This window comes from Pseudomonas sp. FW305-7 (genome assembly GCF_058786735.1).
Genome location: NZ_JBYSZA010000002.1, coordinates 348,714 through 359,896, shown reverse-complemented (window position 1 = coordinate 359,896; position 11,183 = coordinate 348,714). Strand labels below are relative to the sequence as shown.

At 59.9% G+C, this 11,183-nt stretch carries 9 protein-coding genes; 7 read left to right on the top strand and 2 right to left on the bottom strand.

The genetic code is table 11. The annotated features are described in order from the left end of the window. Positions 1 to 172 precede the first annotated feature (172 nt). The 6 genes from AC3WMT_RS04700 (at position 173) to AC3WMT_RS04675 (ending at position 6,371) form a co-directional block, all read left to right on the top strand. Positions 173 to 1,345 carry a hypothetical protein gene (locus AC3WMT_RS04700; RefSeq protein ID WP_103302565.1) on the top strand — a complete coding sequence of 391 codons (1,173 nt, stop codon included), beginning with the start codon at positions 173 to 175 and terminating at the stop codon, positions 1,343 to 1,345. Between the two features lie 73 nt (positions 1,346 to 1,418). Then, entirely contained in the window at positions 1,419 to 1,961 is a 543-nt protein-coding gene (locus AC3WMT_RS04695; RefSeq protein ID WP_103302566.1) for an adenylyl-sulfate kinase, read from the top strand. A gap of 2 nt (positions 1,962 to 1,963) precedes the next feature. Continuing rightward, positions 1,964 to 2,713, top strand: a complete 750-nt coding sequence (locus AC3WMT_RS04690; protein WP_103302567.1) for a class I SAM-dependent methyltransferase — start codon at positions 1,964 to 1,966, stop codon at positions 2,711 to 2,713. Positions 2,714 to 2,719: 6 nt separating this feature from the next. Next, positions 2,720 to 5,035, top strand: coding sequence for a PEP-utilizing enzyme (locus AC3WMT_RS04685; RefSeq protein ID WP_103302568.1), 2,316 nt, complete (start codon positions 2,720 to 2,722; stop codon positions 5,033 to 5,035). Next, positions 5,032 to 5,661: a gamma-glutamyl-gamma-aminobutyrate hydrolase family protein gene (locus tag AC3WMT_RS04680; RefSeq protein WP_103302569.1), complete on the top strand. Its 630-nt coding sequence runs from the start codon at positions 5,032 to 5,034 to the stop codon at positions 5,659 to 5,661. Before AC3WMT_RS04685 ends, AC3WMT_RS04680 begins: the two co-directional genes overlap by 4 nt. Beyond that, on the top strand, positions 5,658 to 6,371 hold the full coding sequence (locus tag AC3WMT_RS04675) for a phosphocholine cytidylyltransferase family protein (protein WP_103302570.1): 714 nt from the start codon (positions 5,658 to 5,660) through the stop codon (positions 6,369 to 6,371). Before AC3WMT_RS04680 ends, AC3WMT_RS04675 begins: the two co-directional genes overlap by 4 nt. 13 nt (positions 6,372 to 6,384) lie before the next feature. On the opposite strand, the gene AC3WMT_RS04670 is transcribed toward AC3WMT_RS04675, so the two are convergent. Both AC3WMT_RS04670 and AC3WMT_RS04665 read right to left on the bottom strand, forming a co-directional pair. Beyond that, positions 6,385 to 8,361, bottom strand: coding sequence for a methyl-accepting chemotaxis protein (locus AC3WMT_RS04670; protein ID WP_103302571.1), 1,977 nt, complete (start codon positions 8,359 to 8,361; stop codon positions 6,385 to 6,387). Between the two features lie 181 nt (positions 8,362 to 8,542). After that, positions 8,543 to 9,463: a LysR substrate-binding domain-containing protein gene (locus AC3WMT_RS04665; protein WP_103302572.1), complete on the bottom strand. Its 921-nt coding sequence runs from the start codon at positions 9,461 to 9,463 to the stop codon at positions 8,543 to 8,545. A gap of 158 nt (positions 9,464 to 9,621) precedes the next feature. On the opposite strand from AC3WMT_RS04665, the gene AC3WMT_RS04660 reads away from it, so the two are divergent. After that, a complete protein-coding gene (locus AC3WMT_RS04660; protein WP_103302948.1) occupies positions 9,622 to 11,019 on the top strand; it encodes a NorM family multidrug efflux MATE transporter in 1,398 nt (465 codons plus the stop codon). Positions 11,020 to 11,183: the final 164 nt, after the last annotated feature.

Below are 11,183 nucleotides of genomic sequence, written 5' to 3'. Positions count from 1 at the left end.
TCGGGCAAAGCCGTCAATCAACCAGTGTAGTCATTACTCAAGCCAAACTTGGCTTGCATGCGTTTACCTGGTCGTCAATTTAAATCCAGACAACTACAAAGTCCTTGCCCAGCATTATTACCCGGCTTGACATCGACCTTATTTAAACAAACTTTAAAAGCGCAACTTCATAATGAAAAACGTTTACTTGCTCAGCAACGTGGTGGATGGTGGCAAAACATATCTCGAGTATCTGATCCCCGCGCTCAATTCGCTTCGAGAAAAGTATAACTGTGTCGTACTCAATACTGATCGTACCGGCTTAAGCCGAGAGGAAGTCGAAGCCGTCCTCGATTTCCCGGTAAAGCAGGTTGGCAATGACTTCATTGCAAGCCTGAAATCGCAGGTTGTCATTTCAAATGATGCCTATGCCGGGCGCCTGCTGGACGATTCAAATTTTGGCATCTTCATCAGCCACGGCAATGTCGGCATGCCGACCAAAGACAAGTATTACTACGCAGAGCTGACTTCTTACTGGGATGCGATCATCGCTTCTTCCCGGTCGGGCTTTGATTTGATTACGGCCGGAATGCAGGCATACCGTCGCGACAGAAAGGCTCTGAAAACAATGCTGATCGATGGACTGGCGTTGCGTTCGGACATGCGCAAAACCAGCCCGGTGGCTACGCTGCCCGTGAAGATTCCGGGCATTTTTGAATCATCACCGTCTTCGAAAAAAACTTCCGACGACTATGTCGTAGGACTTCTGCCGACCCAACTGGGTATCTGCCCGAACGGGGCGACACTGTATGAAAACCTGCAGACCGTCATCAATGCAGTCAAATCGCAAATTCCCCACGCAAAATTCATCCTGCGTCCGTACATGGCCGAACTTTCCCATCCGACCGTAAAGGCCCTGTGCGAAGAACTGTCTGCCTATGACTGGATAACCATCGACAAGGCCGGCACCAGCAGCACGGCTTTCTACGCACAATGCGACACGGTCATCACCGATGCATCTACCGGTGGTGTTTCGTTCATGCTCAATACCTGCAAGCTGCCGATTTATTACGTGCCCTTTACCGAAGAAAACAATCTCACGGTCGACGCCTGGCTAAAGCAAATGGATAACCTGTTGCCAATTGCCAGAAGCAGCAATGAGCTCAGAGACATGGCGCTAGGGTTCAGCCTGCTGGCACGAGAAGACAGTTATTACATATACAACAAGTTCTACCAGGCACAATACAGCGACTTGCCCCTGCCTCAGGAAGTGTTCCACGACCTGATTGAATACCGGCACGAGTCGAAGTATTGCCCACTCTCGATTGACTCTTTCGGCGACATTAACGAGCGGGACAAACATTAAAATAAAGCACGCCAGCCCTCATGCGAGGAAACAGCCTGCCGATACACTCGAATCGAACACGAGTCAGAACACTATGAAATGTGATGCTGATGGACAGGTAATCTGGATTACGGGCCTTTCAGGTGCGGGCAAGTCAACGCTGGCCCGTGAACTCGTTGCCAGACTGCGTACTGAAGGACGATTGGTGGTCATGCTCGATGGCGATGAGTTGCGCGAAGTATTCGGCGCAGCCGCCGCCAACTCACAGAACCATGGCCGTGACGGACGACTGGCGCTGGCGATGCAATATGCCCACCTGTGCCGAATGATTGCCGCGCAAGGCCAGACCGTGGTGATTGCAACGATTTCGCTGTTTCGCGAAGTCCATGCATGGAACCGCGCCCACCTGCCCGGCTATTTCGAAGTTTATTTGAAGGTCCCGGTCGAGGAATTGCGTCGCCGCGACCCGAAGGGGATCTACCGTCGATACGATGCCGGGGAACTGCACAACGTTGCCGGGCTTGATCTGACCATTGATGAACCGCAAGCGGCAGACTGGCTTGTAGAGTTCGACCCGCAGCGCTCCAGGCAAACCCTGGCAGAAGATTTGATCAATAAAATTTATGGAAGGAACTGAGTATGAAAACCGAATGGGACTACACCACTCTGGCCGATGCCTATTTGAAGCGCCCTGACTACGCCGATGCCGCCATTGACGCCATGCTCTCGATCGCTGGCGCCGAGCAAGGCGACAAGTTCTGCGACGTCGGCGCGGGTGTTGCACACTTGACGCTGATGCTGGCCGCCCGTGGCCTGGATGTCACCGCGGTAGAACCCAACGATGCAATGCGCGCCAACGGCATCAAGCGCACCGCCGCGCTGGCCAATGTCAAATGGCACGAAGGCACCGGTGAAGTGACCGGGCAAGCGGCGCAGGCATTCGACATGGTCACGTTCGGCAGCTCCTTCAATGTCTGCGACCGTCAGCAGGCACTCAAGGAAACCGCGCGCATTCTCAAACCGCGCGGCTGGTTTGCCTGCATGTGGAACCACCGCAATCTGGAAGATCCGATTCAGGCGCGAATCGAAGCCATCATCAAAGAGCGCGTCGCCGGCTATGGCTACGGCACCCGTCGTGAAGACCAGACTGCCGTGATCGACGCCAGCGAGCTGTTCGGCCCGGTCGTGCATCTGGATGCGCGGGTCATCCACGAGCAATCCATCGCAGAGTGCCTGGAAGCCTGGCGCTCCCACGCCACGCTGGAACGTCAGGCGGGCGCGAAATTTCACGAAGTCATCAGCGCCATCGACGATTACCTGCAAAGCCTGCAGACGCCGTCGATCGAGATCCCGTACTCGACGAATATCTGGGTCGCTCAGCTGAGATAACGCCTGATGGCCCTGCATTTCTCTACCAAGGCCGGCACCTTGTCGCGCCTGCAAGGGCGGCTCGCGTCGGCACGCATTGCGCCGCTGCTCGCGTTTACCGTGGAGCAGTGGCACGCGGATCGGCGCGCCTGCATTCAGGATCTCCGCGGGCGGCTGCCTGCCCCCTCCTGGATCGTGCGCTCCAGCTGTGGCCGCGAGGACAGCGCCGAGGCTTCTTTCGCCGGCGCCTTTCTCTCGGTGCCGAATGTCGAAGAAGCAGGGCTTGAGTCGGCGGTTGAGCAGGTCATCGCCAGTTATGGCGAGACGCATCTGAGCGACGAGGTGCTGATTCAACCCATGCTCGGCAACGTGATCCGTTCCGGCGTGGCGTTTTCCCACGACCCGAATACCTGCGCGCCGTACCGTGTGGTGAACTGGTCGGAAGGTGACGACACCGCATCGGTCACCGGCGGCATGGGTGGACGGTTGTGGCAGCAGGCGGCGCACAGCCCCGTTTCACCGCCCGCAGCCCTCTCGCCGATCATTGCTTTGCTTGAGGAGCTGCTGGAGCTGTTCGGCGGTGGCCCCGTCGACTGCGAGTTCGCGGTGACGTGCGAAGCCGAAGGCGAGACCTTGTGGCTGTTGCAGGCCCGGCCGTTGATTCTGCCTGCCCGGGCAGAGTCCGAAGCCGCGCAGGCTGCCCGCCTGCAAAGTATCGAGCAGAAAATCGCTCGCGGCATGCGCCCGCATCCATTCCTGATCGGCCAGCGCACGGTCTACGGCGTGATGCCCGACTGGAACCCGGCAGAGATCATCGGTATCCGCCCCAAACCGCTGGCGCTGTCGCTGTATCGCGATCTGGTGACCGACTCCATCTGGGCTTACCAGCGTCACAACTATGGCTACCGCAACTTGCGCAGCTTCCCGCTGATGCCGCACTTTTTCGGTTTGCCATATATCGATGTGCGCCTGTCGTTCAACTCGTTCATTCCGGCAGACCTCGACGAGGGACTGGCCGGGCGACTGGTCGACTACTACATTGATCGGTTGCTGGCAGAGCCGACCCTGCACGACAAGGTGGAGTTCGAGATCGTTTTCTCCTGCTACACCCTGGACCTGTCGCAACAACTGGAGCGCCTGGCCAGTGCAGGCTTTTCCGCGCACGAACTGGAGGCCATCAGTTCCAGTCTGCGCAAACTGACTAACCGCATCGTGCATCCCAAGGATGGTTTGTGGCGCAGCGACGCCAACAAACTCGATGTGCTCAATGCCCGCCGCGAAGAGCTGCTGGCCTCCAACGCCGATCCGCTGGAGCGCATCTACTGGCTGCTGGAAGACGCAAAACGCTACGGCACCCTGCCCTTCGCCGGCCTGGCCCGTGCGGGTTTCGTTGCGGTGCAGATGCTCAGGTCACTGGTCAGCGTGGGTGTTTTCTCGCAAGCCGACTACGATGCGTTCATGGCCGGAGTCTCAACCGTCAGCGGTCAGTTGGCGCGTGATCGGGCGACACTCGACAAGACAACTTTCCTCGCACGCTACGGGCACCTGCGCCCCGGCACCTACGACATTCTGTCGCCACGTTACGATGAAGCACCGGAACTCTACTTCGACTGGGACCAGCGACCAGCAGCCCCCGAGCCACTGCAACCGTTTTCGCTGACGCTGCCACAGATGCGCGAGATCGTGAAACTGCTCGAGGCCCATGGCCTGCAACCGGATCCGGTAGGGCTGCTGGACTTCCTGCAAAACGGCATCGAGCTGCGCGAACTGGCCAAGTTTCATTTCACCCGCAACCTGTCGGATGCCCTCGCGCTGATCGCGCAAGTCGGCGCCGAGTACGGCATCGACCGCGAAGAACTGGCTTATTGCGATATCAGCGCCTTCCAGGAACTGCACGTTGCCGCTGCCGACCCAAAAGACGTGCTGCTGCGCAGCATCGAACAAGGCAAGGCGCGCTACGCAGAAACACTGAAGGTGTCCCTGCCACCCGTCATCACCTGTCCGGAAGATGTCTGGAGCTTCGAGTGGCCGGAAACGGCGCCCAACTTCATCACGCAAAAACGTGTGACGGCACCCGTGGTGCAATGCGATGACCGGGAAAAGCTGGCCGGGGCGATTGTCTGCATTCCCAACGCGGACCCCGGTTTCGACTGGTTGTTCGCTTATCCGATTGCCGGGCTGATTACCGCGTGGGGCGGAGCCAATTCGCACATGGCGATTCGCGCCGGTGAACTCGGCCTGCCGGCCGTCATTGGCGCTGGAGAAGTGCTTTACCGGCGCTGGTCGACAGCAGATATCCTGCATCTGGACTGCCCGGGCCGCAGGGTGGAGATGATGACATGAAGCGGGTCGCTGTCAGTCAGAGAGTGGACCTGCATCCGGAGCGCGGCGAAAGCCGCGATGCCCTGGATCAACGCCTGATCGACTTTCTGCTGGCAGCGGGGTTCATCCCCCTGCCGGTGCCCAACGGATTGTTCGATGCCGGCCTCGAACACTGGCTGGCCGCTGTATCGCCTCAGGCATTGCTGTTGTCCGGTGGCAATGACATCGGCCAGTGCCTGGCCCGCGATCTCACGGAGACACGCCTGCTCGATCACGCACGCTCGCGCAATCTGCCAGTGCTGGGCATCTGCCGCGGCATGCAGATGCTGGGGCATTGGGCAGGTAGCGAACTGAAAGCGGTCAGCGGGCACGTGCGCACCCGGCATCGCCTGTCCGGGGAGATCGTCGCCGAGGTCAACAGCTATCACAGCCAGTCTCTGGCCAGTTGTCCGCAGGACTTTGAAGTTCTGGCGCGCAGTGAGGACGGCGAAATCGAAGCGATCCGGCACCTGTCTCGCCTTTGGGAAGGCTGGATGTGGCACCCGGAGCGCGAGACGGACTTTGCATCCCACGATATTCAGCGCATTCGCCAGCTGTTCGGCGAAACCGATTCCACTCAAACAACTCAAGGGACCGATGTGTCGTGAAAGCCATTATCCTGGCTGCCGGACGTGGCAGCCGCATGAAAAGCCTCACGGATGATTGCCCAAAATGCCTGGTGGAGTTGCGTGGCAAGCCGCTGCTCGAATGGCAACTGGAGTCGTTGCGTGCAGCGGGTATCAGTGAAATCGCGGTGGTCACCGGCTACAAACGCGAATTACTGGCCGACCGCGGCCTGACCGAATTTCATAACCCTCGCTGGGCAGACACCAACATGGTGTCATCACTGGCCTGCGCCGAAGCCTGGCTTGAAGGCCAGCCGTGCATCGTCAGTTATTCGGATATTTTTTACAGCCCGGACGCCGTCAGGTCGTTGATGACCAGCGAAGCGTTGCTGGCCGTCACCTACGACCCCAACTGGCTGGAACTGTGGACCCAGCGTTTTGGCGATCCACTGCTGGATGCTGAAACATTCCGGCTCAATAGCGACAACACGCTGGCCGAAATCGGCAACAAACCGCAATCAGTGGGGGAAGTCGAAGGCCAGTACATGGGGTTGCTGCGCTTCACGCCCGCAGGTTGGGCAGAAGTCGTGCGGCTACGGGATGAGTTAACCTCAAGCCAGTGCGACAAGATGCACATGACCAATACCCTGCAGCGCGTCATCGACGCCGGTCGGGTAGCGATCCAGGCCGTTGCCTATTCAGGGGAGTGGGGAGAGGTCGACTCCAGCGAAGACCTCTCCGCGTACCAATAACCGGCACGCCGTATCAGCGGAAACGATCAACCTCGGAGCGCAGATCGGCGGCCAGCTTCTCCAGTTCCCTGGCGGTGACCGCCAGGTTGGAAACCACTTCTCGCTGCTCACTGTTGGCCAGCGCAATGCTCTGCAAATTGCTGCTCAGCAACGTCGCGGTACTGCTCTGCTCCTGAGTCGCCGTGGTGATTGCGGCAAACTGCTGCCCCGCCGAACGGCTCTGTTCATCAATGCGCGCCAGCGCCGACGCGACATTGGCGTTACGCGACAGGCCTTCCTGCATCAGCAGATTGCCCTGCTCCATGGTGCTGATCGCGTTGCCGGTTTCCTGCTGGATACTGTGAATCATGCCGGAGATTTCATCGGTCGCCTGACGGGTGCGCGATGCCAGATTACGCACTTCATCCGCCACTACCGCAAAGCCGCGACCTTGTTCACCGGCACGGGCCGCTTCGATCGCGGCGTTGAGCGCGAGCAGATTGGTTTGTTCGGCGATCGAGGTGATCACGCTGACGATGCCGCCGATTTCCTGGGAACGCTGACCCAATGTGTTGATCACGGTGGCGGTGGTGTTCAGCGCGCCGGCGATTTGCTCCAGAGAGGAAGACGCCTCGTCCATCGAGGTACGACCGATCTGCGTCTGCTGAGCGTTTTCCTGCGCCAGGCGCTGGGTGGCGCCCATGTTGTCGGCAATGTTCAGCGAGGTAGCACTGAACTCTTCCACCGCGCCGGCCATGCTGGTGATTTCACCGGACTGTTGCTCCATGCCTTCGTAGGCGCCGCCGGACAAACCGGACAGTGCCTGCGCACGGCTGTTGACCTCTTCCGAAGAGCGACGAATGTGCTCGACCATGGTCGACAGCGCCTGGCTCATCTGGTTGAACGCGCGGGACAGCTGACCGATCTCATCATTGCTCGACACGTTCAGACGCACGCTCAGATCACCGGCACCCAAAGCTTCGGCCTGCCGTACCAGATCGCTCAACGGCGCGAGTTTGCTGCGCAGCAGCCACACCACCGAACCCACCGCCAGCAACATCGCCAACAGGCTGCCGATCGCCAATTGCGTACCGACGCTCCAGGTCACCGCACGAATCTCGGCTTTCGGCATGCTCGCCACTACCGACCACGGGCCGCCGTCAAATGGTACGGCGATGCTGTAGAAGTCTTCCGAGGTATCGCTCCAGAACTCACCCTTGCCCGGTTTCGCAGCCAAGCCCTTGATCACCGGTACGGCTTGTTCCGGGGCCTGCACACCCGCCGGCGCCACCAGCCATTTATTCTGCTCGTCGAGCAACGCCAGCGACCCGCTCTGGCCGATGCGGAAACGCTTGAGATTGTCGAACTGAATGTTCTGCGCGTCGGTGTAGTCGAAACCGACGAACAGCACCGCAATCACCTTGCCGCTGCCATCGCGCACCGGGGTGTATTGAGTCATGTAGGAGCGATCGAACAACAAGGCGCGGCCGACATAACCCTGCCCCGCCATCAACTTCGCGTAAGCCGGGTGCGCGTGATCGAGCAAGGTGCCGATAGCGCGAGTGCCATCCTGTTTGGTCAGCGAGGTGCTGACCCGCACGAAGTCTTCGCCGCTGCGCACGAACAGCGTGGCGACGCCGGCCGTCATCTGCTTGAACTCGTCAACTTCCTTGAAGTTGTTGTTCAGCACTTCGCCGCCCAGGTGCAGGCCCGGGGTCTGGGTGCCGGCAACGGTCACCGGCTCACTCGGGTGAATGCTCAGACCTGCGCTGAAGCGCTTCTCGAACAACCCGCTCAGACGCTGGGTGCTTTCACGCAGCGTGCCGTGAAAGGTGCTCAGTTGGTCGGCCAGCAGCCGCGCCTCACTGGCCAAGTGCTCTTCACGGGTGGCGAGGTTGGCGGTATCCAGCGAACGCAGGGCGAACACCGTACTGCCGCTGATGACAATCGCCAGTATCACGGCGAGCGCGAGGCCCAGCTGCGAGGCGATCCGAGCGCGAGGTTGAGACATGGACAGCTCCTGGCCGAACTTGCCGATCCTCCTTGATCGCAGCTCGGATAATTTTCTAATGGGGGTGAATCGTGGAGACCGGCACGACGGTTCCACATGCACGTATTCGGCGGTAGAACCGAATACTTGAGCGATCAGTAGGGTTATGGCACAAGGCCGGCATTGTGGCGGCTCTAACGTTTCAGCTCAAGCGTGTTACAGCCGGCAGCGCCATGGCGCGGACTTCGCCTTGCAGGAAGTCGCTGAGGCGGCGCAAACGTTCACCTCCCGGACGGGTTTTTGGCCACACGAGGTAATAATTCAGGCCGCTGGCGACGGCGGTCGGCCACGGCAGACTCAAGCGTCCCTGCGCCACATCCTCGGCGACCATCAGCAAATCGCCCATCGACACGCCGTACCCACGAGCCGCCGCGATCATGCCCAACTCCAGGGTATCGAACACCTGCCCGCCCTTGAGCGAGACCTGATCAGACAGCCCCATGTGCTCCAGCCAACTGCGCCAGTCGCGGCGATCCGGTGTCGGGTGCAGCAACTCGGCGCTGGCCAGTCGCGCCACGTCCCAGGGCTGATCGTTCAGCAGGTTCGGCGCACCGACCGGAATCAGCTCCTCGGGAAACAGCTGGCTGGCCTCCCAGTCTGGCGGGAAATGTCCGTCGCTCAGAAGCACCGCACAATCGAACGGCTCATTGTTGAAGTCCACCGAATCCACGTCCATCCACGCGCTGGTCAATTGCACTTCGTTGCCCGGCTGCAAATGACGGAAGCGACTGAGCCGCGCCAGCAACCAGCGCATGGTCAGGGTCGACGGCGCTTTCATGCGCAGGATGTCGTCCTCGGCACGCAAGGTATTGCAAGCGCGCTCCAAAGCGGTGAACCCGTCACGGATGCCCGGCAACAGCATCCGCGCCGATTCGGTCAGTTGCAGATTGCGCCCGCTGCGGTGAAACAGCCGGCAGGCGAAATGTTCCTCAAGCGTACGAATATGCCGACTGACCGCACTTTGAGTGATCGACAACTCTTCGGCGGCGCGTGTGAACGAGCTATGCCGCGCCGCCGCTTCAAATGCGCGCAGGGCATACAACGGAGGAAGTCGACGGGACATGAACAAAGCTCCTGTTACGGGATACGGCCAATCTGTCGGCATCTTCTCAGGATGAGTTTTAATCATGCAACCCATCCTTTTTATCCCTTTGTGCAATCCCCTCCAAGCGCCGAGAATCGACGGTCCCTTGTTCCCTCTATTGATGAGTGGTGATGACCATGCAGCATCCTGTGCGTACCGAACTCTGGGCCATCCTGCGGCTATCGGGGCCGTTGATCGCTTCACAGTTGGCGCACATGTTGATGGTGCTGACCGACACCCTGATGATGGCGCGCATCAGCCCCGAAGCCCTGGCCGGCGGCGGGCTGGGCGCGGCGAGCTATTCGTTCGTGTCGATTTTCTGTATCGGCGTGATTGCGGCGGTCGGCACGTTGGTGGCGATCCGTCAGGGCGCCGGCGACATCATTGGCGCGGCACGCCTGACTCAGGCCGGATTGTGGCTGGCGTGGCTGATGGCGCTGGGTGCCGGGTTGCTGCTGTGGAATCTGAAACCGCTGTTGCTGCTGTTCGGCCAGACCGAAACTAACGTTACCGCAGCCGGACAATTCCTGATCGCCCTGCCCTTCGCCCTGCCGGGCTATCTGAGCTTCATGGCCCTGCGTGGCTTCACCAGTGCGATTGGCCGGGCGACCCCGGTGATGGTCATCAGCCTTGGCGGCACGGTGGCCAATTTCCTGCTCAATTACGCATTGATCACCGGTATGTTCGGCCTGCCGAAACTGGGCCTGATGGGCATCGGTCTGGTCACGGCGATTGTCGCCAACTGCATGGCGCTCGCGCTGGCCTGGCATATCCGTCGGCATCCGGCCTACGACGCTTATCCATTGCGTACCGGCCTGTCGCGGCCAAATCCCCAATACTTGAAAGAGTTGTGGCGCCTCGGCCTGCCGATTGGTGGCACCTACGCGGTGGAAGTCGGTTTGTTCGCCTTCGCGGCGCTGTGCATGGGCACCATGGGCAGTACGCAAATGGGTGCGCACCAGATTGCCCTGCAGATCGTTTCGGTGGCGTTCATGGTGCCAGCGGGCATGTCGTACGCGATCACCATGCGCATCGGCCAGCATTACGGTGCCGGACAATTGAACGTTGCGCGGATGTCCGGCCGGGTCGGGATCGCCTTCGGCGCGGTGGTCATGCTGGGTTTTGCCATGGTGTTCTGGCTGTTGCCGAATCAATTGGTCGGGTTGTTCCTTGATCACAATGATCCGGCGTTTGCCGAAGTGATTCGCCTGGCGGTGAGCCTGCTGGCGGTGGCGGCGTGGTTCGAGTTGTTCGACGGCACGCAGACGATTGCCATGGGCTGCATCCGTGGGCTCAAGGATGCCAAGACCACGTTCTTGGTCGGGCTCGGTTGCTATTGGCTGATCGGTGCGCCGGCGGCGTGGTGGATGGCGTTCCACCTGAACTGGGGGCCGACGGGGGTGTGGTGGGGATTAGCGTTGGGGTTGGCGTGCGCGGCGGTGAGTTTGACGCTGGCGTTTGAGTGGAAGATGAAGCGGATGATTCGGCGTGAACCTGCATCCTCAAGTCACTACACGGTCGCGCAGCCTGACTGAGATCCCTTGTAGGAGTGAGCCTTTGTGGCGAGGGGATTTATCCCCGATGGGTGGCGAAGCCGCCCCAAAACCGGCAGCTGGGGTTTATAAGATGTTCCCAGTGCTAAGGTTTTGCGACTGCTTCGCAGCCGATCGGGGATAAATCCCCTCGCCACAATGTTGTT

Bases quoted from the DNA above. Each gene is read 5' to 3' on its own strand.
- AC3WMT_RS04700 (WP_103302565.1), top strand. From the start codon at position 173: ATGAAAAACGTTTACTTGCTCAGCAACGTGGTGGATGGTGGCAAAACA.
- AC3WMT_RS04670 (WP_103302571.1), bottom strand. From the start codon at position 8,361: ATGTCTCAACCTCGCGCTCGGATCGCCTCGCAGCTGGGCCTCGCGCTC.
- AC3WMT_RS04690 (WP_103302567.1), top strand. From the start codon at position 1,964: ATGAAAACCGAATGGGACTACACCACTCTGGCCGATGCCTATTTGAAG.
- AC3WMT_RS04695 (WP_103302566.1), top strand. From the start codon at position 1,419: ATGAAATGTGATGCTGATGGACAGGTAATCTGGATTACGGGCCTTTCA.
- AC3WMT_RS04660 (WP_103302948.1), top strand. From the start codon at position 9,622: ATGCAGCATCCTGTGCGTACCGAACTCTGGGCCATCCTGCGGCTATCG.
- AC3WMT_RS04680 (WP_103302569.1), top strand. From the start codon at position 5,032: ATGAAGCGGGTCGCTGTCAGTCAGAGAGTGGACCTGCATCCGGAGCGC.
- AC3WMT_RS04665 (WP_103302572.1), bottom strand. From the start codon at position 9,463: ATGTCCCGTCGACTTCCTCCGTTGTATGCCCTGCGCGCATTTGAAGCG.
- AC3WMT_RS04685 (WP_103302568.1), top strand. From the start codon at position 2,720: ATGGCCCTGCATTTCTCTACCAAGGCCGGCACCTTGTCGCGCCTGCAA.